At 69.1% G+C, this 26,363-nt stretch carries 26 protein-coding genes; 14 read left to right on the top strand and 12 right to left on the bottom strand.

Features of this window, described 5'->3' with window-relative positions; all coding sequences use genetic code 11:
- Nucleotide 1 precedes the first annotated feature (1 nt).
- Nucleotides 2–202, top strand: coding sequence for a hypothetical protein (locus tag MCHLDSM_RS06175; RefSeq protein WP_048469345.1), 201 nt, complete (start codon nucleotides 2–4; stop codon nucleotides 200–202).
- On the opposite strand, the gene MCHLDSM_RS06170 is transcribed toward MCHLDSM_RS06175, so the two are convergent.
- From MCHLDSM_RS06170 to MCHLDSM_RS06160, 3 genes are all read right to left on the bottom strand, one after another.
- On the bottom strand, nucleotides 199–1,089 hold the full coding sequence (locus MCHLDSM_RS06170) for a tyrosine-type recombinase/integrase (protein ID WP_201780360.1): 891 nt from the start codon (nucleotides 1,087–1,089) through the stop codon (nucleotides 199–201). The two genes, MCHLDSM_RS06175 and MCHLDSM_RS06170, sit on opposite strands and share 4 nt — an antisense overlap.
- Entirely contained in the window at nucleotides 1,086–1,445 is a 360-nt protein-coding gene (locus MCHLDSM_RS06165) for a hypothetical protein (RefSeq protein ID WP_048469344.1), read from the bottom strand. The genes MCHLDSM_RS06170 and MCHLDSM_RS06165 overlap by 4 nt, the downstream gene beginning before the upstream one ends.
- Before the next feature lie 463 nt (nucleotides 1,446–1,908).
- Nucleotides 1,909–2,772: a DMT family transporter gene (locus MCHLDSM_RS06160; protein ID WP_053082922.1), complete on the bottom strand. Its 864-nt coding sequence runs from the start codon at nucleotides 2,770–2,772 to the stop codon at nucleotides 1,909–1,911.
- Nucleotides 2,773–2,935: 163 nt separating this feature from the next.
- Here MCHLDSM_RS06160 and MCHLDSM_RS34935 point away from each other — a divergent pair, with 163 nt between their 5' ends.
- Nucleotides 2,936–3,487 (top strand): MarR family winged helix-turn-helix transcriptional regulator, encoded by a 552-nt coding sequence (locus MCHLDSM_RS34935; RefSeq protein WP_053082921.1) that lies wholly within the window; start codon nucleotides 2,936–2,938, stop codon nucleotides 3,485–3,487.
- Between the two features lie 286 nt (nucleotides 3,488–3,773).
- Nucleotides 3,774–4,016: a helix-turn-helix domain-containing protein gene (locus MCHLDSM_RS06150; protein ID WP_234713896.1), complete on the top strand. Its 243-nt coding sequence runs from the start codon at nucleotides 3,774–3,776 to the stop codon at nucleotides 4,014–4,016.
- Between the two features lie 28 nt (nucleotides 4,017–4,044).
- Here the strand turns inward: MCHLDSM_RS06150 and MCHLDSM_RS06145 are convergent, their stop codons facing one another.
- Nucleotides 4,045–4,302 (bottom strand): hypothetical protein, encoded by a 258-nt coding sequence (locus MCHLDSM_RS06145; protein WP_048469342.1) that lies wholly within the window; start codon nucleotides 4,300–4,302, stop codon nucleotides 4,045–4,047.
- Between the two features lie 103 nt (nucleotides 4,303–4,405).
- Nucleotides 4,406–5,200 (bottom strand): bestrophin-like domain, encoded by a 795-nt coding sequence (locus MCHLDSM_RS06140; RefSeq protein ID WP_048469341.1) that lies wholly within the window; start codon nucleotides 5,198–5,200, stop codon nucleotides 4,406–4,408.
- 192 nt (nucleotides 5,201–5,392) lie between these two features.
- Here MCHLDSM_RS06140 and MCHLDSM_RS06135 point away from each other — a divergent pair, with 192 nt between their 5' ends.
- The gene (locus tag MCHLDSM_RS06135) at nucleotides 5,393–5,671 is read left to right on the top strand and encodes a hypothetical protein (RefSeq protein ID WP_048469340.1); all 279 of its coding nucleotides are present in this window, start codon (nucleotides 5,393–5,395) and stop codon (nucleotides 5,669–5,671) included.
- Here MCHLDSM_RS06135 and MCHLDSM_RS06130 read toward each other — a convergent pair.
- Nucleotides 5,668–6,582 carry a DMT family transporter gene (locus MCHLDSM_RS06130; protein ID WP_048469389.1) on the bottom strand — a complete coding sequence of 305 codons (915 nt, stop codon included), beginning with the start codon at nucleotides 6,580–6,582 and terminating at the stop codon, nucleotides 5,668–5,670. The two genes, MCHLDSM_RS06135 and MCHLDSM_RS06130, sit on opposite strands and share 4 nt — an antisense overlap.
- Before the next feature lie 112 nt (nucleotides 6,583–6,694).
- Between MCHLDSM_RS06130 and MCHLDSM_RS06125 the strand changes: the two genes are divergently transcribed.
- Nucleotides 6,695–8,554, top strand: coding sequence for an alkaline phosphatase family protein (locus tag MCHLDSM_RS06125; protein WP_048469339.1), 1,860 nt, complete (start codon nucleotides 6,695–6,697; stop codon nucleotides 8,552–8,554).
- Here the strand turns inward: MCHLDSM_RS06125 and MCHLDSM_RS06120 are convergent.
- Nucleotides 8,551–9,195, bottom strand: coding sequence for a VldE C-terminal domain-containing protein (locus MCHLDSM_RS06120; RefSeq protein WP_109788758.1), 645 nt, complete (start codon nucleotides 9,193–9,195; stop codon nucleotides 8,551–8,553). The genes MCHLDSM_RS06125 and MCHLDSM_RS06120 overlap by 4 nt on opposite strands.
- A 223-nt stretch (nucleotides 9,196–9,418) precedes the next feature.
- On the opposite strand from MCHLDSM_RS06120, the gene MCHLDSM_RS06115 reads away from it, so the two are divergent.
- Nucleotides 9,419–10,735 carry an amino acid permease gene (locus MCHLDSM_RS06115; protein WP_109788757.1) on the top strand — a complete coding sequence of 439 codons (1,317 nt, stop codon included), beginning with the start codon at nucleotides 9,419–9,421 and terminating at the stop codon, nucleotides 10,733–10,735.
- Between the two features lies 1 nt (nucleotide 10,736).
- Here MCHLDSM_RS06115 and MCHLDSM_RS06110 read toward each other — a convergent pair whose 3' ends face one another.
- A complete protein-coding gene (locus MCHLDSM_RS06110) occupies nucleotides 10,737–11,066 on the bottom strand; it encodes a cupin domain-containing protein (protein WP_048421586.1) in 330 nt (109 codons plus the stop codon).
- Nucleotides 11,067–11,282: 216 nt separating this feature from the next.
- On the opposite strand from MCHLDSM_RS06110, the gene MCHLDSM_RS06105 reads away from it, so the two are divergent.
- The 5 genes from MCHLDSM_RS06105 to katG all read left to right on the top strand — a co-directional run bounded on the left by MCHLDSM_RS06105 (nucleotide 11,283) and on the right by katG (nucleotide 18,887).
- Complete coding sequence (locus MCHLDSM_RS06105) at nucleotides 11,283–13,520, top strand: NADP-dependent isocitrate dehydrogenase (protein ID WP_048469337.1); 2,238 nt, start codon at nucleotides 11,283–11,285, stop codon at nucleotides 13,518–13,520.
- Between the two features lie 157 nt (nucleotides 13,521–13,677).
- Nucleotides 13,678–14,718, top strand: coding sequence for a DUF7159 family protein (locus MCHLDSM_RS06100; protein ID WP_060937644.1), 1,041 nt, complete (start codon nucleotides 13,678–13,680; stop codon nucleotides 14,716–14,718).
- Between the two features lie 58 nt (nucleotides 14,719–14,776).
- Nucleotides 14,777–16,081 carry an acyltransferase family protein gene (locus MCHLDSM_RS06095; protein WP_048469335.1) on the top strand — a complete coding sequence of 435 codons (1,305 nt, stop codon included), beginning with the start codon at nucleotides 14,777–14,779 and terminating at the stop codon, nucleotides 16,079–16,081.
- An 88-nt stretch (nucleotides 16,082–16,169) separates the two neighbouring features.
- Nucleotides 16,170–16,607 carry a Fur family transcriptional regulator gene (locus tag MCHLDSM_RS06090; RefSeq protein WP_048421572.1) on the top strand — a complete coding sequence of 146 codons (438 nt, stop codon included), beginning with the start codon at nucleotides 16,170–16,172 and terminating at the stop codon, nucleotides 16,605–16,607.
- A gap of 33 nt (nucleotides 16,608–16,640) precedes the next feature.
- The gene (katG, locus tag MCHLDSM_RS06085) at nucleotides 16,641–18,887 is read left to right on the top strand and encodes a catalase/peroxidase HPI (RefSeq protein ID WP_048469334.1); all 2,247 of its coding nucleotides are present in this window, start codon (nucleotides 16,641–16,643) and stop codon (nucleotides 18,885–18,887) included.
- Nucleotide 18,888: 1 nt separating this feature from the next.
- Here katG and MCHLDSM_RS06080 read toward each other — a convergent pair whose 3' ends face one another.
- The gene (locus tag MCHLDSM_RS06080; RefSeq protein WP_201780359.1) at nucleotides 18,889–19,641 is read right to left on the bottom strand and encodes an STAS domain-containing protein; all 753 of its coding nucleotides are present in this window, start codon (nucleotides 19,639–19,641) and stop codon (nucleotides 18,889–18,891) included.
- A gap of 167 nt (nucleotides 19,642–19,808) precedes the next feature.
- Between MCHLDSM_RS06080 and MCHLDSM_RS06075 the strand changes: the two genes are divergently transcribed.
- A complete protein-coding gene (locus MCHLDSM_RS06075; RefSeq protein WP_048469333.1) occupies nucleotides 19,809–20,972 on the top strand; it encodes a glycosyltransferase in 1,164 nt (387 codons plus the stop codon).
- An 8-nt stretch (nucleotides 20,973–20,980) separates the two neighbouring features.
- Here the strand turns inward: MCHLDSM_RS06075 and phoU are convergent, their stop codons facing one another.
- Nucleotides 20,981–21,646 carry a phosphate signaling complex protein PhoU gene (phoU, locus tag MCHLDSM_RS06070; protein WP_048469332.1) on the bottom strand — a complete coding sequence of 222 codons (666 nt, stop codon included), beginning with the start codon at nucleotides 21,644–21,646 and terminating at the stop codon, nucleotides 20,981–20,983.
- A gap of 69 nt (nucleotides 21,647–21,715) precedes the next feature.
- Nucleotides 21,716–22,366, bottom strand: coding sequence for a UdgX family uracil-DNA binding protein (locus MCHLDSM_RS06065; RefSeq protein ID WP_048469331.1), 651 nt, complete (start codon nucleotides 22,364–22,366; stop codon nucleotides 21,716–21,718).
- A gap of 174 nt (nucleotides 22,367–22,540) precedes the next feature.
- On the opposite strand from MCHLDSM_RS06065, the gene MCHLDSM_RS06060 reads away from it, so the two are divergent.
- Together MCHLDSM_RS06060 and MCHLDSM_RS06055 are read left to right on the top strand one after the other, a co-directional pair.
- Complete coding sequence (locus MCHLDSM_RS06060) at nucleotides 22,541–24,883, top strand: Tex family protein (RefSeq protein WP_048469330.1); 2,343 nt, start codon at nucleotides 22,541–22,543, stop codon at nucleotides 24,881–24,883.
- 5 nt (nucleotides 24,884–24,888) lie between these two features.
- A complete protein-coding gene (locus MCHLDSM_RS06055; RefSeq protein WP_234713895.1) occupies nucleotides 24,889–25,533 on the top strand; it encodes a sensor domain-containing protein in 645 nt (214 codons plus the stop codon).
- On the opposite strand, the gene MCHLDSM_RS06050 is transcribed toward MCHLDSM_RS06055, so the two are convergent.
- Nucleotides 25,534–26,187 carry a VldE C-terminal domain-containing protein gene (locus MCHLDSM_RS06050; RefSeq protein ID WP_048469329.1) on the bottom strand — a complete coding sequence of 218 codons (654 nt, stop codon included), beginning with the start codon at nucleotides 26,185–26,187 and terminating at the stop codon, nucleotides 25,534–25,536.
- Nucleotides 26,188–26,363: the final 176 nt, after the last annotated feature.

Raw genomic sequence — 26,363 nt, 5'->3', positions numbered from 1 at the left:
CGTGCGAATCAAGGTCGAGTACGGGACAAGCACCTATGACATCGGCGATACGCCGGACAATCGGGACGCGCTGAAAGAGGTCGGCGAACTAGTCTCGGAGGGGCGTTCGGAAAACCTGATACTGGAACTTGCGGACGGCGGCACGGTCATATTCGTAGTCGGTCCGGCAATTCCATTGGCGGTCTCTTACCTCGACATCTAACCGAGCGCAGCCATTGCCGCGGCCCGTATCTCGTCGTCGTCGACCGCGGTGTACCGCTCGGTTGTCGCGACCGATGAGTGCCCGAGCAGCGTTTGAACCGCGCGCAGGTTCCGCGATCCGCGGTAAGCCCTGGTGGCGAACCGGTGCCGCAGGGTGTGGGCGGTCCAGTGATCGGGCAGCGCGCCGGCCATCAGCTTGCCGACCCACCGCGGCGACAGGTGCCCGTCGTCGGTGCCGGGGAACAGGTAGCCCGGAAGGGTGTCCGTTGAGTGGACACCCCTTGTGACACCAATACCCTCCGCTCGACTGAGGGTATTCGCGCCGGCGATCGCCGCGGCCAGGTCGTCGCCGACCGGCACGACGCGCAGCTTCCCGCCCTTGCCATGGACCAGGAGCTCGGCGCCGGCCGGCCCGCGTGTGAGGTCGCGGCGATGCACGCGCGCTATCTCCGCGCGGCGTAAGCCGGCCTCGGCCGCGAGACGCAGCATCAGCCGCACCCGCGAATCTGCGCCGGCCATCGCAGCGGACCAGGCCGCGTCCGGCGCCGGCCGGGGCGCCGGCGCTGCCGCACGCATCACCGGAAGATCCGCAGCTGGGTCCGTCGGCAGGTAGCCGGCGCGGTGCGCCCATCCGAAGAACGAGACGGCGGTGTTGCGGTGGCTGCGACGCGTCTCGACACTCCAGGCCTGCCGGCCGAACCACGCGAGGATGCCGGCCGTCGTAACCCGCGCCGGCGCGCACCGCAGCCCGCGCGCCATGAACGCCAGATGCCCGCGCCGGGTCGCGATCGTGGCCGGCGACCGGCCGGCGCCGGCCTGCGCCGCGAGGTACGCGCCGATCAGGCCGGCCCACGCCGGCGGAAGCGGGCGCGTCGCCGGCCCGCTCACATCACGTCCAGCACGGTCGCGGCGCCATCGAGCGCCTGCGCCAGGCCGTGGGGGTTGTCGGAATTGAACTCCGACAACCGGCAGCCCGCACGCATCGCGGCGGCACGTATCCGAAGTGCGCCGACGGGATCGTCGGCCGTGCAGGCTGCTTCGGCGATCGCCGCGGCGGCGAGGCGCGCGTCCGCCACGGTGGTCAGGCTGGCGAGCGCGCTGTCGAGTTCGAGGGCGCCGGCGAACTGTTGCAGCGCGGCCCGCATTGCAGGGGCGCCGCCGGGAAGTGCTTCGGCGATCCGAACCAGGAGGTCGAGTGCGGCGGATTCAGGGTTGGCCGGTGGGGTGTTCGCGGTGGTTGTCATGCACCAAAGCTAACCCCGTAGCAGTCAAGTTACCAAGGGCTGCAACAGAAGTCGTACATATGCTGCTGCCAGCGCAAATATCCGAATCGGGCATATGTCGCGGCGCGGTGATATGTCGTCGCCTGATGGCGAGTACCCGACATTGCTTACGCCGCCTAGTACCGCCTTTCGTACCGCCATTGCGTCGATTTGACCGCGATTTCCCGCATCTGTTCGCCACCGTCCGCGTGCGACTTAATCCGTTGTGCCACAGAGACATGAACGGACTCTGGCGGACACCCACGCATACCGCCATTTAGCCTGGGGGTCAAGTGGTCGCAGGTTCAAATCCTGTCAGCCCGACGCTGTGATGTCGCAAGACATCGGAATAGCCGCGGACCTACTTCAGGTCCGCGGTTTTTTCCGTTTGGGGCCTTTGGGTGCTCGCACTCTCGTCTCGGAGGGACGCAACGGCGAGCGGGTTTTACGACCCGGCGGCGATCATGGCGACTCCGGTGATGGCGCCCAGGACACCAGCATTCTGTGATCGCGACATTCTTTCGTGGTCGATGACACGCGCCAAGAGCACTGTCGCAGACGGATAGAGAGATCCCAGTACGGCCACCACGGAAAGAGCGTCCGAGACACTCGCCTGGGCGAACAAGAGGTTGGCACTGACGTCGGAGATGCCGATGGCGGTCAGCAGGGCGATCACCTTCGGTGGGAAGCGCTGTGCGGGTTCGGGATTTCGGCGTCGTGAGCGCAGTGTCATAAGGGTTCCCAGGGCTAGCAGCGGAACGGACGTGCACCGCATGATGACCATCGTCATCACCGTCGAGTGCGCCGCCCCGCCGGAAATCGCGTACTGCAGTAACCCGAATCCCGCTGCGACGCCGATCGCCAACAGGATCGACAGGGCATGCCGCTCTGTGCGGGCCGCAATACCTGCGGGTCGCGCCGTGATGACCACGCCACCGATCGCGACCACGATTCCGACCAGACATAGTGCCGAAGGCACGGCGCCACTGAACACCCCAATGACGACGGGGATGATGACGCCGAGCGCAGCGATGGGAGCCACTATCCCCATCGTTCCGATCGCCAACGCCTGATAGAACAGCAGAACCGCCGAGGCACCGGCCAGGCCCGCCCCGATGGCCCACGGTACGTATCCGGCCGGCGCGACAAAGGAACTCGACACGATCGCGACAAAGACCGCCACGAGTAGCCCCGCCATCTGCGAGATCAAGACCACCACCACCGTGGAGCGGCCGCGCGAGGTCTTGCCCCCGAAGTAGTCGGCCACTCCCCACATCAGTGACGAACCCAGCGAAAGCAGAAGCGTCACCGAGCGCTACCCGTCATGGGCGTCTCTGCGGCGCCGGTGTCACGACGCGGCGAGCGACCCACGAGCGTCGGGCTCAACCAAGCGTGGTCCGGACCCGCGTCCTGCGTCACGACACCCCCGACGACGACACGGGACAGCGCAATCCTTCGATGTAATATGACTCATGCATATCAATCAGGGTAGCCGTGATCGCAACGTGCTCGCAGCGTGGGCGATCGCGCTCTCCGACGTCGTGCGTACCGCAGTCGAGCACGCCACCGGCATGGCCGGAAGCGGCCCCGCAGCCTTGGTCGCCATCGTCGCCGACCCGGGAATGAGCATCAACGAACTGCGGCGAGTGCTGGACCTCACCCACCCCGGGACCGTGCGACTCGTGGATCGCCTCGTCGAGAAAGGCTGGGTCCAGCGTGAGCACGGCCCCGGTCGCACAGTGCTTCTGGCGCCCACACCGGTGGGCATAACAGTCGAACGCCAATTGGCCGCAGCACGGGAGCAAGCTGTCGCCGACGTTCTGACTGCCATGCCAGAACATGATGTGCACATCGTGGCCGGACTCGTGGAGCCCGTGCTGGGCGCCACCATCAATGACGTCGATGCCATGCGCCGCCTCTGCAGACTCTGCGACCGCAACGTCTGCACAAGTTGCCCAGCCGAACTACCGGACACAGGTGACAACAGCAACGACGGGCGACTACGTGAGACAGGAGCCGTTTGATCTCGGCTCTTGAGTTGTCAGACCGGCGCACCGCGCTTCTGGCACCCGAATTGCCATTAGCCGCACTGTCGTTGCCCCACTGGGTGATCACCCCGCGGACGGCGGCCGCATTGCCGGTGTGCAGCCCGCGCGGACCGACCGTCATCAACGCCGCTGCTCTCGGGCGGGGACGGTGATGTGGTGGTCCTGGGCGTCCTTTCAGGTCGGCCCGACCAAACGCACACGACGAGGGCTTCCCGCAGTGGTGCGGACGCGAACGCTGCACGGCCCCGGCGTAATTCCGTCCATGTCCGAGATCGCCGACGAACTGGGCATGGCTCAGAGGACCCTGCGCAGAAAGCTCGCCGCGGACGGCACGACGTATCGCCCTCTGCTCGACGAGGTCCGCGCGACGTTAGCCGCGGAACTACTCGATTCCGGCATGACGGTCGAGGCGACCGCCCACCGACTCGGCTATACCGAGACCTCCGCCTTCACCCACGCCCACATCCGATGGAACGGCCGGCCGCCCAGCAGGCGAGCCAGGTGAGGGCGTCCCCGACACCCGGGAAACGGCTTCAGCAGGGGTCGCCGGGGGGCGTGTAGTACGGCGTGCCCTGCACCGTGTAGCAGGGAATCTCGTTGGGAACGTACGGATAATCCTGCGACGCGATGGCCACGGCCGCGGCGTCACCGGCCACGTTGGTGCAGCCACCCACCGAGAAATGGCGTCCGCCTGCCGCGGCGCAGACGTCGGCCTGGGCCACGGGCATTGTCACCATCGGCGCCAGGGCCATCCCGGAGGCCATCACCAGCACTGCTGCCAGCTTCTTCATGGTCGAACCCTTCGCCGAGGTACGGAGCGCTCTGAGTATCGCAGTCAGGGTTCCTTTTGGCCCATGATTCGCGATGGCGGTCGGCGGGACCTGGACGCGTCCCCTACGTCCGGTTGGCCTCGAGGATGCTGATGACCTGCTGCAGCGGATCGGACACCGTCGAGACCGCGCCCACATAGGGATGCGAGAGCTCGACGACCAGGAAGAGTTGCGCGCCGACGAGGGTGCCGATGATCGCGACCATCGCGTAGTGATTGGCCGGCTTCTCGACGCCGTAGATGATCGCGCAGCCCAGCAGCAACCCACTGGTCACGAAGATGACCGCCCACAGCGACCACGGCGGACCGGTGTCGGTGCGGGCCTGGAGCACCCGCTCGGTGCGCGCCTTGCTCAGATCATTCAAGTTGCTGAAAGACGTTGACAGCAACGTCTTCTGCGCGTCGGTGCTCGGCCGGACACTCTCGTAGGCGCCGTAGAGCCGGTTCAGCGCCTGATCCGCCTCGGGGTACATCCGGCCTTCGTTGGCCTCATCCCACTCCCTGATCGCGGCCTGCTCGTATTCCAGCAGGTGCTGGCGGATCCGATCCCGGTCCGGCGCGTCGAAGATGTGGGAGTCGCGGGCCAGTTGGGCCCCGGCCGCCCCTTCGGTGCGGACGACGGTGTCGGCGTGACTGATCTGCCCCCACATGGCCGACACGACGAACCCGATGAAGAATGCGAACACGAAACCGACCACACCGAACGCGAACTTGGTGACGTCGTTGTGTTCTTCACCGCGCAGGCCGGGAAAGCGGCGCCGCACGAACGTCTGCACGAGGATGGCGACGCCCGCGGTGCACGCGACGAGAAGGATCAGCAGCAGCCACGCCGGCACGTGGGTCACCAACCACTCACTCATGAGCCGCCCCCTCGTGTCGACCCTTGACTCTAGGGGGCGACGTCGACGGCGGAGGCCAGATGCGCGAGCAACCGTGCCGCTGCCGGTGGCTCACACTCTGTGAAAGGCCTGTTCGGACCCTGACCGGCAGGTCTACCATCGACTCGTACGGTTCCGCGATATGGAGCTCGCGACCGTGCGCAGGAGGCCGCGATGCGGCTCATATCTTTGGTCGTCGCTCCGGTCGTCATCGCCACCGGACTCACCGCCACGCCCATGGCATCAGCAGACTGCACCAGCACCGCCGGCACCACCGTCTGCTCGCAGGGCGACGTCCGGGGCGCGAACACCGGGCAGGGTCCCGGTTCGGTGCCGTCGTTCAACCCCAACCAGTGCTGGTGGTGCAACAACGACGGCTGGGGGCTCACCTTCGTCATCGTGCGGCCACCGCGTCCGCGTGGTGGCGGCGGCGGTCACCAGGGCTCACGCTAGGCGTGATCTGGCTCCGGTGCAGTTGGAACAGTCTGCACCGCAGCTGATGTGGCGCGCACGGCGAGCAGTCCGCCGCCGATGACCAGTGCCATCCCCAGATACGTCGACAGAGTGGGACGGTGGTCCCAGAACAGCCAGTCGATCAGTGCGGTGAACACGATGACCGAGTAGATGAACGGACCTAGCTTCTCCGCCGGCGCGAAGCGATAGGCGATCACGATGAGCAGCTGCGAGAGCAGCTGCGCGACACCGACGGCGAACAGCCACGGCCATGCCTGCGGCTCGACCGCCCGGAAATCCAGCGCCGCGACCGGAACCGACATCACCGTGGAGAGCAGGAAGTAGTAGAACAGGATGCGCAACGTCGGCTCGGTGGCCCCCAGCCACCGCACCGACATCATCGCCACGGCCAGCAGCACCGCCCCGGCGAAAGCCGACAGTTCGCCGATGCTCACCCCGTGCCCCTGCGGTCGCAGCACCAGCACCACTCCGGCGAAGCCGACGCCGGCGCCGATCCAGGTGGCCGCGGCGACCCGCTGCCGGGTCACCGCCCACGCGATGAGTGGCATCCACAGCGGCGCGCTGTAGGTCAGCAGCGTCGCATTGGCCAGCGGGATCAGCGTGATCGCGAAGAACAGCGCATACCAGCAGGCGGTGCCCGTCGCAGCGCGCAGCAGATGCAGCCCGAACCGCTGCGTCCGCATCGGGCCCCACCCGTGACGCAGGGCCACCGGCGCGACGGCCACCAGACAGATCGCGTTCTGGGCGAGCAGCAGCACACCGGTCGAGGTGTGGTGCCCCGCGACCTTGGCCAGCGCACCGACCAGGGCGACACAGAAGAACGCCGCTGTGGTGAGAGCAGCCCCGAGGACCAGGTTCTCGGTGCGGTATCCCGCTCGGTCACCCGGCATCGGCCGACTGTAGACCGACACGGCGCAGATCTGAGCCAAACACCGCCGTCGTTCGCTGACGGCGGCGTAACTTACGACCCACATGGGCGGCGGTCGGGCAAAGGGGAGTCTCATGAGTCACGCCAGGTACATCGGACGGGTCGGGGCACTGGCCGTCACGCTCGGAGTCGGCTGGGCGGTGGCCACCGCAGCGCCCGGTGTGGCGTATGCCGACGACTCCGCCACCGCCTCGAGCGCCGGCGACACCACGTCGGCGTCCGCGTCCGCGTCCGCGTCAGCGGACACCGGCACCACGGCCGCATCGGCGGCGTCAGCGCGTTCCGAGCGGCGAGCCCGCGCCGAGCAGCGACGCCAGGAAGTTCGCGACGCCGCAGCGGACCGACGGGCACAGCGCCAGGCCGCACGCGAGGCCCGCGCCGCCGACACCGACACCGACACCGACACCGACCAGCCCGAGCGCAGCGTCACCGCCGTCAGCGTGGCGACCGTCCCGGCGTCGTCGCTGTCCGAATCGCAGGCCGAGTCGCCGTCCGACTCCGATCCCGCCGCCCCGCTCGCGGCCACCACCCTGCTGACCGCGGCGGCCGCGTCCCGAGAGGAGCGGCAGGCCCTGCGGCGCGCCTCCGTGGCACCGCAACCGCAGGTGAGCGCGCTCGCCGCCGACGACACACCCAACATCCTGGTGATCGGCGTGGACGGCACCAACCTGAGCAAGATCCTGGCCAACCCCCTCAACACCAACCTGTTCAGCCTCATGCAGGGCGGGACGACGGCCGCGTCGACGATCGTCGGGCACACCACGATCTCCAACCCGTCCTGGACGTCCATCCTCACCGGGGCGTGGGGCGAGAAGACCGGCGTGATCAACAACGTCTTCACGCCGTGGACCTACGACAAGTGGCCGACGGTGTTCAACCAGCTCGAAGGATTGAACAGCGCGATCGAGACCACCGCGATCTCCGACTGGGACGTCATCGCCGGCATCGCGGGCGCCGGTTCGACTCCGGTCGACAACAACGTCTACTTCACCCAGGTCACCGGCGACACCGACTGGTCGAAGACCGACGACCGGGTCGGCGACGCCACGGAGGCCGCGATCGCGGGCGCCGACCTCACCGTGCCCAACTTCATCTTCAGCTACTTCGTCGGAGTCGACGAGAACGGGCACATGCACGGCGGTGATTCACCCGAGTACGCGGCCGCCATCCAGAACGTCGACCGCAACGTCGGCGAGATCCTGGCCGCGGTGGCCGCCAGCGGGGAGCAGTGGACGATCCTCGTCGTCACCGACCACGGCCACCAGCCGCAGAAAGGCATCGGCCACGGCTTCCAATCCCCGCCCGAGACATCCACATTCGTGATCGCCAACGGGGGCGGCTTCGACCCGGGAGCGATCAACCTGACCTACTCGATCGTCGACATCACCCCGACGGTGGTGACCCTGTTCGGTGGCCAACCCTCGGCGGACTCCGACGGCGAGTCCCTGACCGATCAGTCCGACAGCAACGTCTACCCGATCAACGACGACGGAGCGCTGAGGGCCGGACTGCTCGACATCATCGCCAAGTACGGCTACCCCGACACCGGCACCGAGCTCAGACTCGGCCTGCGGACCATCGTCACGTCGGTGCCCTACTTCGTGTTCGGCGCCACCACGCAACTCACCGCGGGCCTGCAGGGCCTCGTCGACCAGGGCATCCCGCTGATCAGCCTGGTCGCCAAGATCGCCATCATCCCGGTGCAGTTCGTCGGCGATCTCGCCTACGTGGCCACCAACCTCGCCGCGCAGATCGTCGCGAAGCTGACCGGAGTGGAAGGCGCGAGCATCTTCCCGCTCTGGCCGCCGGCCCCGCCGTCCATTCAGCCGCAGCCCGACGAGGGCACCACGCTGGTCGATCTGTTCGCGGTGTGCGGCGACGACCCGGCCTCCGCGAGCTTCCTGCGGTGCGGAGCGCCGAGCATCGCGGTCTAACGCTGCATCGACCCGATGAAGTAGGACTCGTGTCCGGTCGGGTAGCCGCCACCGTCGGTGGCGATGTGCACGTGATCGAAGTGATTGGCGGTCTCGTTGCCGTAGTCGGCCGTCCAGCTCGGCGCGCCGATCCCCGGGTAGATGGCCTGCCGCCAGATCACGTGCAGCACCCCCCAGCGCTTCGCGTTCGCCAGCGCGTACCCGGCGATCTGATTGCCGAGCTCGATGCCGTCCTTGGAGTGGTAGTTCGGGATCATCACGTCGATGGCCAGCCCATTGGGATGCCACTTGAGCGGATCCTGCCGGTAGCCGCCGATGGTCGTGATCTCCGGGAACATCATGCTGATCGCGCGCGCCGCCCAGATGGTCTTGACCTGCAAACCCTGCTCCGGGGCGACCCCGCGGGGCAGGGAGAGATCGAACACCCGCGAATCGACCGGCGCACTCGCGGCCAGCAACTCCGCTGCGGGCGGCGGTGCGGCCGCCGCGCTCGACGGCGCAGCGGCCGAGGGGACCGGCGCCGGGAGGGCCGGGGCCGGCCGCTCGGTGTCCTGCGCGTAGAACATGCCGGCCGAGATCACCAGCGAGGCCGCGACCGCCAGCCAGCGGCCACGGCCGTTGGCTAACAGGTTCGCGGGCACGATCAGCACCTTAACGCCGCGTGGCGTGCGCGCGGGCAATGTTCGGCCACGGCGCGTTTGGATTTTCGCCGCCGTGGGCAAGCTCTGGGTCTGTTTCCGTGCAAGGGGGCACGCATCTGCCGAACGAAAGGCGTATGTGGTGAGCGAAGTCGCAACAGGCTCTACGCAGACCGGAGCCGACGGACGCAAGCTGGGGACCAGCCTCAAATCCCGTCACATCACCATGATCTCGATCGCGGGGATCATCGGCGCCGGGCTGTTCGTCGGCTCGGCCAACGCGATCGCCGAAGCCGGTCCGGCCGTGCTCATCTCCTACATGCTGGCCGGCACCCTGGTGGTGCTGGTGATGCGCATGCTGGGGGAGATGGCCACGGCCAACCCGGACACCGGCTCCTTCTCGGTGTACGCCGACCGCGCGCTGGGCGGCTGGGCCGGCTTCTCCATCGGATGGCTGTACTGGTGGTTCTGGGTGCTGGTCATCCCCGTCGAGGCCACGGCCGCGGCGAACATCCTGACCGACCTCATCGGTGGCGCGCAATGGATCTGGGCGCTGGCCGTCACGTTGCTGCTCACCATCACCAACCTCGCCAGTGTCGGCAACTACGGTGAGTTCGAGTTCTGGTTCGCGCTGATCAAGGTCGTCGCGATCATCGCGTTCATCGGCGTCGGTGTGGCCGCGATCGCCGGCGTCATCCCCGACTCGCAGGTCAGCGGGATCGACCACCTCTGGCAGCCGGACGGCTTCATGCCCAACGGTTTCGGCGCCGTCATCGCCGGCATGCTGATCACGATGTTCTCGTTCATGGGGACCGAGATCGTGACCATCGCGGCCGCGGAGTCACCCGATCCGCAGCACGGGATCAGCAAGGCGGTGCGGACCGTCATCTGGCGCATCTCGCTGTTCTACATCGGCTCGATCTTCGTGATCGTGGCCCTGATGCCCTACGACTCCCTGTCCAGCGGGTCCTACCAGTCGACGCTGCAGGCGATCGGCATCCCCGGCTCCAAGATCATCATGGACATCGTCATCCTGACCGCGGTGGCCTCCTGCCTGAACTCGGCGCTGTACACGGCGTCGCGAATGTTGTTCTCGCTCAGCGAGCGTCACGACGCGCCGCGGGCCGTCAGGAAGATCGCCCGGAACGGCGCCCCGTGGGTGGCGGTGGTGGCCTCGACCGCGGTCGGGTTCCTCGCGGTGATCGGCAACTACCTGCTGCCGGAGAAGATCTTCGGGTATCTCCTGGCCACCAGCGGCGCCGTCGCCCTGTTCGTCTACCTGGCGATCGCGGCCAGTCAGTTCGTCCTGGGCCGCCGGATGCGCGCCGAGGGGGAGCGTCCGCCGGTGAAGATGTGGCTGTTCCCCCACCTGACCATCGTGGTGATCGTCGCGATCGTCGCCATCCTGGTGTTGATGGCCTTCGACCCCGACCAGCAGCAGGCGATCGGCCTGTCGGTGGTGTCGGCCGTCGTGATCGTCGCCCTGGGGGTTTTCGTGCACCGGCGGCACGCCCGCACGGAGGACTCCGCAACGGCCACCTGACTCAGGGCCGCTTGGCGACCGTCAGCAGGATCGCGGAGTCGTCCAGCGCGAGCAGCGAGTGGCGGCTGTCGGGGATCATGAGCAGGTCGCCGGTGCGGCCGTCCCACTGCTGATCGCCGGCGATCAGCCGCACCGACCCCTTGAGCACGTAGATGGTCGCCTCGCCCGGGTTCTCGTGTTCGCTCATCTCCGAACCCGCCGTCATGCCGACGACGGTCTGCCGGAGGATGCGCTCGTGCCCACCCACCACCGTGTCGGCCGCGTTGCGCCCACCGGCGAGGGCGCGCTCGAGTTGTTGGCGGGCCAGGGCTTCGATCGACACCTTCTGCATGACTGCCATTCCATGCCCGCGGATCGGGCACGTCAACCACCGAACGGGAGGCCTTGCGCGGAAGTGACCCGTCCCGCGGGCGGGCCCGTTCGGTAGGCTGCGCCAGAGGGTGGCGATGCCATCGAGAAGGCGCCGAGACAGGCACCTCCGGTGCCGTCGACACCCCCACAAGACGTGCCCCAGTACTGACCGAAACTGACGCCGGGAGACCACCACATGAGCGCCGAGCAGCCCACCCTCTTCTACACGCTGACCGACGAGGCGCCACTGCTCGCGACGTACGCCTTCCTTCCGGTGGTCCGCGCCTTCGCCCACGCCGCCGACATCGACGTCAAGTCCCGCGACATCTCGGTGGCCGCCCGCATCCTCGCCGAGTTCTCCGACCGCCTCACCGAAGAGCAGCGGGTGCCGGACAGCCTCACCGAGCTGGGGGAGCTGACCCAGTTCCCCGAGACCAACATCATCAAGCTGCCCAACATCAGCGCCTCGGTGCCTCAGCTGCTCGCTGCGATCAAAGAGCTCAAGAGCAAGGGCTACGACCTGCCCGACTACCCCGGTGAGCCGAAGACCGACGAGGAGAAGAAGATCAAGGAGCGGTACTCCAAGATCCTCGGGAGTGCGGTCAATCCCGTTCTGCGCGAGGGTAATTCAGACCGCCGTGCCCCCAAGGCGGTCAAGGAGTACGCGCGCAAGCACCCGCACAGCATGGGCAAGTGGTCGATGGCGTCGCGCACCCACGTCGCGACGATGAAGCACGGCGATTTCTATCACGGCGAGAAGTCGATGACGCTGGACAAGGCGCGCACCGTGAAGATGGTGCTGGAGACCACGAGCGGCAAGACCATCGTGCTCAAGCCCGAGGTCAAGCTCGACGAGGGCGACATCATCGACAGCATGTTCATGAGCAAGAAGGCGCTCTGCGAGTTCTACGAGGAGCAGATGCAGGACGCCTTCGAGACCGGGGTGATGTTCTCCCTGCACGTCAAGGCGACCATGATGAAGGTCTCGCACCCGATCGTGTTCGGGCATGCGGTCAAGGTGTTCTACAAGGACGCCTTCGCCAAGCACCAGGCGCTCTTCGACGAGCTCGGCGTCAACGTCAACAACGGCATGTCCGATCTCTACGACAAGATCTCCTCACTGCCGGCCTCGCAGCGCGAAGAGATCATCAACGACCTGCACGCCTGCCACGAGCACCGGCCCGAACTGGCCATGGTCGACTCCGCCCGCGGCATCACCAACTTCCACTCGCCCAGTGACGTGATCGTCGACGCCTCGATGCCGGCGATGATCCGCCTCGGCGGCAAGATGTACGGCGCGGACGGCCGGACCAAGGACACCAAGGCCGTCAACCCGGAGTCGACGTTCTCCCGGATGTACCAGGAGATGATCAACTGGTGTAAGACCAACGGCCAGTTCGACCCCACGACCATGGGCACCGTCCCCAACGTCGGGCTCATGGCGCAGAAGGCCGAGGAGTACGGCAGCCACGACAAGACCTTCGAGATCCCCGAGGACGGCGTCGCCAACATCGTCGACGTGGACACCGACGAGGTGCTGCTCAGCCAGAACGTCGAAGAGGGCGACATCTGGCGGATGCCGGTGGTCAAGGACGCCCCGATCCGGGACTGGGTCAAGCTGGCCGTCACCCGGGCGCGCGCGTCCGGCATGACGGCGGTGTTCTGGCTGGACACCGAGCGCCCTCACGAGGCCGAATTGCGCAAGAAGGTCAAGGAATACCTGAAGGACCACGACACCGAGGGCCTCCACATCCAGATCATGCCGCAGGTGTGGGCCATGCGGTACACGCTCGAGCGCGTGGTCCGCGGGCAGGACACCATCGCGGTGACCGGCAACATCCTGCGCGACTACCTCACCGATCTGTTCCCGATCCTCGAGCTGGGCACCAGCGCCAAGATGCTGTCGATCGTGCCGCTGATGGCAGGCGGCGGGCTGTACGAGACAGGGGCCGGCGGCTCGGCGCCCAAGCACGTGCACCAGTTGGTCGAGGAGAACCACCTGCGGTGGGACTCGCTGGGCGAGTACCTCGCGCTCGGCGCCAGCTTCGAGGACATGGGTGACAAGGCCGGCAACAAGAAGGCCTCGATCCTGGGCAAGACGCTCGACGCCGCCATCGGCAAGCTGCTCGAGAACGACAAGAGCCCGTCGCGCAAGACGGGGGAGCTCGACAACCGGGGCAGCCAGTTCTACCTGACCCTGTACTGGGCCCAGGAGCTGGCCAACCAGAGCGAGGATCAGGAGCTCGCCGATCATTTCGCTCCGCTGGCCACGACGCTGGCCGAGCAGGAACAGACCATCGTCGAGGAACTCAACAGGGCGCAGGGCGATGCCGTCGACATCGGTGGCTACTACTACCCGGACCGGGAGAAGACCACCGCGGTGATGCGGCCGAGCAAGACGTTCAACGACGCGCTGGAGTCGCTGCCGAGCTGACTTCCGCATCAGCTATCCCGCCGGATTCGCCGCGACGGTTAATTGCAATTTCGCCACGATCCGGGAAACCGCCTTGCGGACTGAGTAACATCCGTCACAGACGCGCCGATAAAGGGCCAACACCGGCCGTCGTCTAGGGGTAGCTATGCGCGTGGTTATGGGTCTCTCGTTGACGGCCAAGAGTGCTGTGTGGGCGCTCGTCGACACCAAGGACGGCACCATCCTCGCCGACGAGGTGGTCACCCTCGACTCGGCGAACGAGATAGCCAGGGCGGCGGCTCGCAGCATCCAGTCGTTCGCCCTGCAAAGCGAGCGCGACATCGACGGCGTCCGGATGACGTGGAGTGAGGACGCCCGTGCGCACGGGATCCGGCTACGGACCAAGCTGCGGCTGTTCGGTTTCGAGACCGTCGAGACGGTGTCGCAGGACGCCGCCCGCGAGGGTCGCAATCGCACCGCGCGGCACATCGCGCCGCACCTCGTCCTCGCCTACGGCGCCGCGCGCGCCGATATGCACGGTGACGACCACCGCAACATGCTCGTCCGCCTCGTCTCGCGGGTGCCCGTCGCCATGGGCGCCGCCGCCGCGGCCGGCGTGGCCGTGGTCGCCGGTGTCGGCATCTACGCGCTGACCGGTGGCTTCTCCGCGACGACGCCGGTGACCGACGCCGCCGCGCCGGCACCCGCACCCGCCCCCGCCGCGGTCCCACCGGTCGCGGCTCCGGCCCCGGCGGCTCCCATGGCCGCCCCCGTTGCCCAGCCCGTCGAGGCGGCCCCGCCGACAGCCGTCGAGGTGGCGACGGTCAGCCCTGAGGAGACGCCCGAAGCCTCGGCGATGGCCAGCGTCGACACCGCCGTGCCGACCGCCAGCCTGCCGACCGCCAGCCTGCCGAGCGCCACCGACTCGGGCGACACCCCGTCGAGCGCGGCCGTGCCGCAGGTCGCCACCGTGCAGGACGTCCAAGAGGTCCCGGCCGCCACCGCCGCCGCGGCCGGCATCACCGCCGGCGAACCGCAGACCCTCTCGACCATGATCGGCGAGCCCCACCTCACGGGCTCGCAGCTGGCCGCCGGTCCGGTGCAGGCGGTCGTCGCCCCCGTGCCCGTGGCCGCCGGGACGACGCCGACCGCGACGACACCGACCCCGACCGAAGCGTCGAACGGGCCACTGAGCGTCTTCCTGGGCGCACTGCCCTGAGCGCACCGGCGTAGTACTACTCATTCGCCGAGGCCCGTCGAGCGGGCATGCTGGCGCCATGACCACCACGACCCCCGATCGCGACCGGGCTGTCGACGTCGCGCGAATCGCCGCCCTCGTCGTCGTGATGTTCGGGCACTGCGCGCTCCTGCTCGCGACCGTGGACGAGCGCGGCGTGCACATCGGCAATCTGATCGGCGCGCTGCCCGCCATCGCGCCCGTCACCTGGCTCGCGCAGGTGATGCCGTTGTTCTTCCTGGCCGGCGGCGCGGCAGGCGCCTACGGGTATCGCGCGGCGACGCCGTGGGGGGCCTGGCTGTTCACCCGGGCACAACGGTTGTGCCGACCGGTGTTCGTCTACCTCGCCGCCTGGACGGCGGGCCTCATCGTGATCCGCGTGCTGCTCGGGGCGGAGTCGGCTGACCGGGTGGGGCGCGAGAGCGTGGCGCTGCTGTGGTTCCTCGGCGTCTACCTCCTGGCGCTCGCCTTCGTGCCGGCGCTGACGCGGCTGAGAACCGGCCGTGCCGTGGGGATCACGCTCGCCGGCCTGCTGGTCGCGGCCGCTCTCACCGACGCAGCCCGCTTCGCGAGCGGTGATCCGCTGGCGGGCGTCTCCAACTTCCTGGTGGTCTGGTTGATCCCGGTGCTCTTCGGCGTGGCCTACGCCCGCCGACTCCTCGACCTCCGCGTCGCCGCGTCGATCGGGGTGTGCGCCTTCGCCGCGCAGGTGCTGCTCGCCGCAGTCGGACCCTATGACGTCTCCCTGGTGGTGACCGGCGCGGAGCACGTCTCCAACGTGTCGCCGCCGACGCTGCTGCTCGCGCTGCACTGCACGTGGATGTCGTGCGCGTTCGTGCTCGGCGCCCGGGGACTGCAGCGCTGGGCGCAGCGACCGCGGGTATGGCGGGTGGTGGCCGCGGGCAACGCCGGGGCGATGACGCTGTACCTCTGGCACATCCCGGCGATCGCGGTCGCGACGTTCGGCCTGAACGCCGTCGGCGCGGACGCCTACGACGTGCACGCCCCGAACTTCTGGACGCTGCTGGCCCTGCGCGCCGTCGTGTTCGCGGTCGTGATGAGTGTGTTCTTCGTGCTGCTCTCCCCGCTGGAGCACCGCCGGTTGCCGTGGTGGGATGCGCCCGTGCGGGCCGTCGGCGCGCGCGCCGGTGTCACCGGAGCACTGGTCTGTGCGGCCGGGGTGGCGCTCGTGCTCACCGCGAAGTTCGGGCTCTCCGGATGGGGGTGGGTCGCGCTCGCGGCGTTCGTGGCGATGCTCGTCGGTGCGCGGGTCTGCGCGCCGGCCGGCGGCACGCCCGCCGGGACCGCGCCGGAGCCACGACCGGTCGGCCTCCGGCAGCCTTGATCACGTGACGTGACGCTGTGACGGATTGTGGCCAACTGATTTTCGGAAAAACTTGATCCCATCCAGAAAAGGGACCAAGATCGAACCGATGGCCGACGATCCTCAGTACGCGGACGCGCTCAAGTCAGTGGGGCTGCGGGTGACCCGCCCCCGGATGGCGGTGATGCACGCCGTCGAGCACCATCCGCACGCCGACACCGAGGTCATCATCAACGCCGCGCGGGACGAACAGCCCGACATCTCCCGCCAGACCGTCTACGACGCGCTCAACGCGTTGACCGCGACCGGTCTGGTGCGGCGCATCCAGCCCGCCGGCCACCTGGCCCGCTACGAGTCCCGCGTCAACGACAACCACCACCACATCGTGTGCCGATCCTGCGGTGTGGTCGCCGACGTGGACTGCGCCGTGGGTGAGGCGCCCTGCCTGACCGCGTCGGACGATCTCGGGTTCGACGTCGACGAGGCCGAGGTCATCTTCTGGGGCCTGTGCCCCGACTGCACCCTGCAGACCCGATCACATCCGTGATCAGCTCGTCATCCACCACCGAAAGGGAATGTTGTGTCCTCTGATACGTCCGATGCCCGCCCGCCGCATTCAGACACCAAGACCCACAGCCACAGCGAGAGCGAGAACCCGGTCATCGACGCGCCGGAGCCCAAAGCCCATGCGCCACTGACCAACAAGGACTGGTGGCCCGAGCAGGTCGACGTCTCGGTGCTGCACAAGCAGAACGAGAAGGGCAACCCGCTCGGTGAGGACTTCGACTACGCGACCGAGTTCGCCAAGCTCGACGTCGAGGCCTTCAAGCGCGACGTGCTCGACGTCGTCACCACCTCTCAGGACTGGTGGCCCGCCGATTACGGCAGCTACGCCGGCCTGTTCATCCGGATGAGCTGGCACGCCGCCGGCACCTACCGCATCTACGACGGCCGCGGCGGCGCCGGCCAGGGCTCACAGCGGTTCGCCCCGCTCAACAGCTGGCCCGACAACGCCAACCTGGACAAGGCCCGCCGTCTGCTGTGGCCGATCAAGCGCAAGTACGGCAACAAGATCTCCTGGGCCGACCTGATCGCCTACGCCGGCAACGCCGCGCTGGAGTCGGCCGGATTCCAGCCCTTCGGCTTCGCGTTCGGCCGTGAGGACATCTGGGAGCCCGAGGAGATGCTGTGGGGCCAGGAGGACACCTGGCTGGGCACCGACAAGCGCTACGCCGGAACCAACGACAGCGACCGCAAGCTGGCCGAGCCGTTCGGCGCCACCACCATGGGCCTGATCTACGTGAATCCCGAAGGGCCGGAAGGCAAGCCGGATCCGCTGGCGGCGGCGCACGACATCCGCGAGACGTTCGGCCGGATGGCGATGAACGACGAGGAGACCGCCGCGCTGATCGTCGGTGGCCACACCCTCGGTAAGACCCACGGCGCCGGACCGGACGACGGGATGGGCCCCGAGCCCGAGGGCGCCCCGATCGAGGATCAGGGCCTGGGCTGGAAGTGCCCCTTCGGCTCCGGTAAGGGCGCCGACACCATCACCAGCGGGCTCGAGGTGGTGTGGACGACCACGCCGGCGAAGTGGAGCAATGCCTACCTCGAGTTGCTGTACGGCAACGAGTGGGAGCTGACCAAGAGCCCGGCCGGCGCCTGGCAGTTCGAGGCCAAGGACGCCGAGGCGATCATCCCCGATCCGTTCGGCGGACCGCCGCGCAAGCCCACGATGCTGGTCACCGACGTCTCGATGCGCGTCGACCCGATCTACGGCCAGATCACCCGGCGCTGGCTCGATCATCCCGAGGAGATGAACCAGGCCTTCGCCAAGGCTTGGTACAAGCTGATGCACCGCGACATGGGGCCCGTCAGCCGGTACCTCGGACCGTGGGTCGCCGAGCCGCAGCTGTGGCAGGACCCGGTCCCGGCCGTCGACCACGAGCTGGTCGACGAGGCGGACGTCGCGTCGCTGAAGAGCACGGTCCTGTCCTCGGGACTGTCGGTGCCCCAGCTGGTCAAGACGGCATGGGCGGCGGCCGCCAGCTTCCGCGGCACCGACAAGCGCGGCGGCGCCAACGGGGCACGGCTGCGCCTGGAGCCCCAGCGCAGCTGGGAGGTCAACGAGCCGTCCGAGCTGGACAAGGTGCTGCCGGCGCTGGAGAAGATCCAGCAGGACTTCAACGCCTCGGCGTCGGGCGGCAAGAAGATCTCGCTGGCCGACCTGATCGTGCTGGCCGGATCCGCGGCGGTCGAGAAGGCCGCTAAGGACGCGGGGTACGAGATCGACGTGCACTTCGCCCCGGGTCGCACCGACGCGTCGCAGCAGGACACCGACGTCGAGTCGTTCGCGGTGCTGGAGACCAAGGCCGACGGGTTCCGCAACTACGCACGGCCCGGGGACAAGACCCCGCAGGAGCAGTTGCTGGTGGACAAGGCGTACCTGCTCGACCTGACCGCACCGGAGATGACCGCGCTCGTCGGCGGTCTGCGGGTCATCGGCGCCAACCACGGGGGCAGCAAGCACGGTGTGTTCACCCAGACGCCGGGCGCGCTGACCAACGACTTCTTCACGAACCTGCTCGACATGAGCACGCAGTGGAAGCCGTCGCAGGCCACGGAGAACGTCTACGAGGGATTCGACCGGGCGACCGGTGACCTGAAGTGGACGGCCACCGCCAACGACCTGGTGTTCGGCTCGAACTCGGTGCTGCGCGCCATCGCCGAGGTGTACGCGCAGGACGACAGCCGGGGCAAGTTCGTCGAGGACTTCGTCGCGGCCTGGGTCAAGGTGATGAACAACGACCGGTTCGACCTGCGCTAGGTCAGAGCCGGTTCTCAGGACCGAGTAACGCCCACACCGTCTTCCCGCCCGCCGTGGGGCTGCAGCCCCAGGCACGGCTGACCGCCGTGACCACGGCGAGGCCGGAGACGGTGTGGGCGCCGGTCTTCGGCGCCTCCTGACGTACCGCCGGCCGGGGATCGGAGTCACTCACCGCGACGGTCACGACGTCGTCGACGGTCTCCACGAGCACCACCGGTCTGCTCAGGGTGTGCGTGAGCACGTTCTCGACGAACACCGTCACCACCGTCGACGCGGTGAGGACCATGTCCGAGTGCCCCCAGGCCGTGAGGCAGTCTTCGGTGAACCGGCGTGCGGCGCGCATGCTCGACGGCGTCGCGTCGAACTGGGTCTGGGCGCGCCGGCGGCGTCGGTGATCGTCGCCCGCCGCGGCGACCGCGGCCGCCCGGTCACCGAGCACGGGCACATACCGCGTGACGCCGCTGCGCCGGATCCGCGCACGCCCGACCTCGCTGTCGCAGACCAGCAGAACGGGTACGGCGGGCCAGGTCAGGACGTGCCAGCGTGCGCTGGTGAACGCCGTCCACGCGCTCACCGCGGGCGCGTCGAGCCGGCTGACGTCGACGATGACTGCCGCCAGTCCGGTCACCGCGGCCTCGATCACGCTGTCGCGGACCCGGCGATAGGTCCGGCTGTCCAAAGTCCCGGTGATCGCCATGACCGTGACACCCGACGATCGGCCCGCCGAGATCACCAGGTCGTGGTGGTCAGTCATCCGGGGATCTCCGGCGCAGGCACATTTCCAGGGCAGTACCCCGATACCGCGGAGGCATTCCCCGATCGACCGATCCCGTCATCCACGGCGCGAATCGTCCGGTCCGCTGAGCGAAGTGCTCGCAGTCGTTGCGTTTGGCGCCTACTGCGGCGGGACTCTCCACACTCATGAGGCTGGCGATAGTGGGCGACCTGCCCGGCCGCGTCCCGATGGCCCCGGGCACCTATGACCTGTCGAGCCTGGCGGCAGCGCTGACACGGCGGGGGCACGACGTGCGCGTGCTCACCGCCTCGCGGGTCGACGCAGGGGCGGCGGGCGGCGGCTACCGCGTGCTGCCCCTCCCGGGGGAGTCGGCGGACGACAGAAGCAACGAAGATCTGATGCCGATGATCGGCGACATCGGCCGGTTCCTGATCGACGACTGGACCGGCGACCCGCCCGACGCCGTGCACTGCCACGGCTGGGCGTACGGCATGGCCGCGCAGCTGGCCGCCAAGCAGCGACCGGTGCCGATCGTGCAGGCCTTCCCTCAGCTCGCCACGCGACAGCAGCCGGGCGGGGACGCGCCGGCGACGCACAGCACGGGCGTCAAGCTGGAGACGCTGCTGGCGCGCAACGCCACCCTGGTGACCACGGCCTGCACCGACGAGATGCACGAGGTCATCCGGAGGGGATGCCCCCGCGTCCGGGTGAGCGTGGTGCCCTCCGGCGTCGACGTCGACGCCGACAGCGTGGACGGCGACATCGCAGCACGCGGTCCAGAGCGCCATCGCATTGTCGCTCTCGCACAGGACTTTTCATCCGCGCAGGGCCTTCATCAGGTACTCGGGATCCTGCCGTCGCTGCCGGCCGCCGACCTGGTGGTCATCGGCGACAGCGGTCCCGATCACGACGACGCCCGGCGGCTGCGCGCCACCGCGGAACGTCTCGGGGTGAGCGGTCGCGTGCAGACCGTCACCACGTCCGACGACCGTGAGGTCGCCTCCTGGTTGCGGTCCGCCGATGTCGCGGTCTGCCCGGCGCCGTACGACCCGGACACGCGAACGGTGTTGCGGGCGATGGCCTGCGGTGCCGCGGTGATCGCCACCGAGAACGGTGGACCGCGGGACGCGGTCATCTCCGAGGTGACGGGGCTGCTGGTACCCGCGGACAACCCGGCCGCGCTGAGCCGCTCACTGCGCTCGATGCTGGCGCAGAACGTGCTGCGGCAAGGGATGGGGCTGGCCGGGCGCGCCCGGGCGCGCTCGCGCTACTCGTGGGACCGTGTCGCCACCGATGCCGAGGTGGTCTACGACGCTGCCGCGCGGCGTGCCGCCGCGATCTCGGCCTGAGCTCGCAACTACGAGAGACCGACCGGTTGCGCAGCCAACTGTGCGCCGGTCGCCTGGAAGTAGACGCGCCGGGCGATCTCCACGGCGTGGTCGGCGAAGCGCTCATGGAAGCGGCCGAGCAGCACCACATCGGCAGCGCCCATCGGGCCGTGACGCCAGTGCGGCCCCACCACGCGCACGAACAGTTGCCGGTGCAGGTCGTCCATCCGCTCGTCACCCACGCAGATCCGTTCGGCCAGTGCGGTGTCACGGGCACGCACCGCGTCGCGCGCGTCGGCGGCCAGTTGCACTGCCGTCGCGCCCATCTCGGTGAACAGGTCGGACACCTCGTCGGGGACGGCCCGTTCCGGATACCGACGCACCGCGGTGCGCGCCACGTGCGAGGCCAGCGCCCCCATCCGGTCGGCGTCCGCGCCGATGTGCAGAGCAGACACCACGGTGCGGAGATCGCGCGCGACTGGTGCCTGCAGGGCGAGCAGGTGATAGGCGCGGTCGTGCACCGACGTGCCCAGGGCGCTGAGCTCCGGCAGCTCGACGCGCAGATGCTCGGCCTCGGACAGATTGGCGTCGAGCAGCGCCGTCGTCGCGGATCGCATCATCGCCGAGGCACGGCCACACATCTCGGCGAGATCGGTGACCAGGCTCTCGAGTGTGTCGTGGAATTCAGTGCGCATGGGGTACCCCGCGAGTCGATCGGTGCGATTGCGGTACCCGGACGTGCCGATACCAAACCTGCAGGCCCCTCAGCCGGTCAGCAGCGTCGCCGCGAACCGGAGATCGGCGACGAGCGAGGCGAAGGACTCGTCGCGGGCGTCGGCCGGCCCGCGCAACACCGCCGAGGGGTGCAGCGTGACGACGACCGAGGGATCGACACCCTCGGGCGCGTCGTCAGGAGGCAGGCGCAACACCTCACCACGGTGGGCTGTCAGTCGGAAGTCATTGCCCAGCAACGCTTTTGCAGCTGTCGCCCCCAGCAGGACCACCACCTCGGGCGTCACCGCCTGCAGTTCGGCGAACAGCCAAGGCCGGCACGAGACCACCTCGGTGCGGCTCGGTGTCTTGTGAATACGCCGCACACCCCGTTCGGCCGGGACGAACTTGAAGTGTTTGACGGCGTTGGTGACGTACACGGGTTCCCGAGGCACCTCGGCCTCCCGCAACGCCTTGTCGAGCAACTTCCCGGCCGGGCCCACGAAGGGCTCGCCGGCGACGTCCTCGCGATCACCGGGCTGTTCGCCGACGAGCATCAGCCGTGCGTCGGCCGGGCCCTGCCCGAAGACCGTCTGGGTGGCGTCGGCGAACAGATCGCAGCCCCGGCAGGCCCGCGCGGCGGCGGTGAGATCGCCGAGATCTCTGCTCGGCGGCACATAGTCGGCGGCGGTGACGGACGGCATGCCGCGATGAGTACCCCGGGTGTGGGCCGTCGAACGAACCGGATGGGCATCTCGCAGATGCACGTGTCGCGGCTGCCGGCCCAGTCCCTGCGGGCGCACGTCGCGTAGCCCCGGGGGAACCCACCCGGTGCGTCCGGCGCCGAGCTGTCGGCGATCTTCGGTAGGGTCCTGCGCGTGACGACGAGCACCGCCGCGATCTCCGGCCCGACAAGCGTAAACGCCCGCCTCGCTGCGGAACTGGCCGTCGGAGAAGGACAGGTCGCGGCCGCTGTGCGGCTGCTCGACGAGGGCGCGACCGTGCCGTTCATCGCCCGCTACCGCAAGGAGGCCACCGGCAGCCTCGACGACGGCCAACTGCGGTTACTCGCCGAACGGCTCGCCTATCTGCGCGAGCTCGATGAGCGCCGCAACGCCGTGCTGGCCTCGATCGCCGAGCAGGGCGCGCTGACCGACGAGCTCAAGGCCGCGCTGATGGCCGCCGACACCAAAGCGCGTGTCGAGGACATCTACCTGCCGTACAAGCCCAAGCGCCGCACCAAGGCGCAGATCGCCCGCGAGGCCGGGCTCGAACCGCTGACCGACCGGCTGCTCACCGACCCCGGCGTCGCTCCCGAGCAGGCCGCAGCCGCGTTCGTGTCCGACGAGGTCGCCGATGTGGCCGCCGCGCTCGACGGGGCGCGCCACATCCTGGTGGAACGTGCCGCCGAGGACGCCGAACTGGTGGGCGCCGTGCGGGAGAGGTTCTGGCAGAACGGCTCCGCGCGGACGAAACCCGCCTCCGACGCCGTCGGGACCTCGGCCGCGGCACAGAAATACCGCGACTACTTCGACTACACCGAGCCGCTGGACACCATGCCGTCGCACCGCGTGCTCGCGGTGCTGCGCGGCGAGAAGGAGCAGGTGCTCGCGCTGTCCCTCGACGGCGGCGACGACGTGGTCTATCAGGCGATGATCGCCGAAGCGCTCGGCATCGACCTGACCGCGGGCGCTGCGGCCACCCCGTGGCTGGCCGGTGCGGTGGGGTTCGCGTGGCGGACCCGGCTGTCGGTGTCGGCGTCGGTGGACGCGCGGGTGCGGCTGCGGCTGCGCGCCGAGCAGGACGCCGTGTCGGTGTTCGCGCGCAACCTCAAAGACCTGCTGCTCGCCGCGCCCGCCGGTAACCGCACCACGCTGGGACTTGATCCCGGCTTCCGCACCGGGGTCAAGGTCGCGGTCGTCGACGGCACCGGCAAGGTGCTCGACACCTGTGCGGTCTTCCCGCACCAGCCGCAGAAGCAGTGGGACGCCGCCAAGGTCGCGCTGGCCGCGCTGATCGCCCGGCACGGCATCGAGCTGATCGCGATCGGCAACGGCACCGCATCGCGGGAAACCGATGCGCTGGCAACCGAACTCATCGCCGACATCCGCGCCACCGGCGCCGGCGCCCCGACCAAGGCCATGGTCAGCGAAGCGGGCGCCTCGGTGTACTCGGCGTCGGCCTACGCCGCGCACGAGCTGCCCGACCTCGACGTGACGCTGCGCGGGGCGGTGTCGATCGCGCGCCGGCTGCAGGATCCGCTGGCCGAGCTCGTCAAGATCGAGCCGAAGTCGATCGGCGTGGGCCAGTATCAGCACGACGTGACGCCGGGCATTCTCGCGCGCAGCCTGGGCGCCGTGGTCGAGGACGCCGTGAACGCCGTCGGCGTCGACCTGAACACCGCGTCGGTGCCGCTGCTGTCGCGGGTCTCGGGCATCACCGAGACCCTGGCCGAGTCGATCGTCGCCCACCGCGACCGGACCGGGCCGTTCCGCAGCCGCCGCAGCCTGCTCGACGTGCCGCGGCTGGGCCCCAAGGCGTTCGAGCAGTGCGCCGGGTTCCTGCGGATCCGCGACGGCGACGATCCCCTCGACAGCTCCGGGGTGCATCCGGAGTCCTACCCGGTGGTGCGCCGCATCCTCGACCGGGCCGGGCTGAGTCTGACCGAGATCATCGGCAACGAGCGGGCACTGCGCGGGGTGCGGCCCGCCGAGATCGCCGACGACCGGTTCGGCGTCCCCACGGTCACCGACATCCTCGCCGAGCTGGAGAAGCCGGGCCGCGACCCGCGGCCGGCGTTCACCACCGCGAGTTTCGCCGCGGGTGTGGAGAAGGTGTCCGACCTGAAGGTGGGCATGATCCTGGAGGGTGTCGTCACCAACGTCGCCGCGTTCGGCGCGTTCGTCGACGTCGGCGTGCACCAGGATGGTCTCGTGCACGTCTCCGCGATGGCCGACCGCTACGTGTCCGATCCGCACGACGTGGTGCGCTCCGGGCAGGTGGTGCGGGTCAAGGTGGTCGACGTGGACGTCGACCGGCAGCGGATCGGGCTGAGTCTGCGGCTGACCGAGCAGACCCGTCCCGCACGCCCGGCGGCCGGCGCCAAGCGCCGGCCCGACAAGACCCCGCGCAGCTCGGGTTCGCCGCGGCGGGGGAAGGAGAGCCCCCGCGCCGGCGGATCCATGGCGCAGGCGCTCCGGGACGCCGGCTTCGGGCGGTGATCCCGGTGGCCCGGCTGGCACCGGTGGCGGCCGCGACGGTCGCCATCGCCCTCGCCGCCGGGTGCACGCGTCAGATCGACGACGCGCGGCCCCAGCCGGCGGCGCTGGCCGCGCCGATCACGGTGCTGCAGGTCGGGGATCTGCTGAGCCCCGCCGTGAAGCGCGAGGAGGGCAACCTGTTCACCACCGCCACACCCGAGGAGTGCGCAGGGCCGGCGCGTGAGGTCGATCCGCCCTTCATCACCGCCGGCCGGCCGTTGGCCACCGCCGGTGGCCACTGGACCAGCGACGACGGCGCCGTGTTCGTCGAGGAGATGGCCGCGGTGTACCGGTCTGACTTCGACCCGGCCGCCGCGCTGAAGACCGTCGGCGAGACGGTCCGGTCCTGCCGCGGCACGCGGGTGACCGTCACGACGATGAGCGGGCACTCCTACGTGTTCGACGTGGCGCCCTCGGCGGCGCAGGCGCCGCGCGACAGCGTGCTGTGGAGCCTGCGCGCCGCCGACTGGAACTGCGACAACACATTCGTCGTTGCCTACAACGCCGCCGTGGAGATCACCGCGTGCGGCGCCGGCGGCGGACCCGACACCGCCGCGCTCGCCGAGCAGGCGCGCCGGCGCATCGAGGCGCTGGCCCACACGACCGCCTGATCAGCCCAGGTACAGGCCGTGGCCGTCCGGATAGCCGCCGCCCAGGGTCGCGATGTGCACGTGGTCGTAGTGGTTCGCGGTGTCCGAGCCGAGGTCGCTCATCCGGTGCGGGGTGCCGTGCGCGGGATACATCGTCTGGCGCCAGATCACGTGCGCGACGCCCAGCCGGTCGGCGTTGCGCATCACGAACGCGAGCACCGCGTCACCGAGCGCGATGCCGGCGGGGCTGCGGTGATCGGGGATCATCACGTCGATCGCCAGACCGTCGGGATGCCATCGCAGATAGTCGGGGCGGACGCCGCCGATGCTCTGGATCTCCGGGAAGATCGCGCTCACGGCGCGAGCCACCAGGATCGTCTTCACCTGGAGCCCCGCCTCGGAGCCGACCGTCGGGGGCAGGGCGGTCTCGAGGTCACGGTGCATCGAGCGCGAGGCTGCCAGCAGCAACCCGTCGTCGGCCGGGGTGGTGCGGTACTGCGTGGCGGCAGGGGGTTCGGCGATCAGCTCGGCGCAGCACGCCGACGGCGCGTCATGGGTGGTCGCCGACAGCGAATCCGCGCCGACGGATACCAGGGCGAGCGCCGGCAGCGCAACCGCGGCCGCGGGCGCCGACCATCTGCGGCGCCGTGGCGTGGCTAAGCGATGTCTGCCCACGGGCGGGCACTTTACCTGCAGTTCTGTCGAACCCAGCAATCGTGGCGACGGGCGGCGGCGCCGTCGGCGCTGTTTGGGCAGGTCAGCCGGGGGAGTAGCGGACCCGTTCGCCGGGCGGGAATCGGCCGGCAGCACTAGGCTCCCCGGCGGTGAGCAGCTGCAACCGCTGTAACAGT

This window comes from Mycolicibacterium chlorophenolicum, assembly GCF_001044235.1.
Classification (GTDB): domain Bacteria; phylum Actinomycetota; class Actinomycetes; order Mycobacteriales; family Mycobacteriaceae; genus Mycobacterium; species Mycobacterium chlorophenolicum.
Note: the sequence above shows the minus strand (reverse complement) of the source record. Positions and strands in the feature narration are given on the sequence as shown.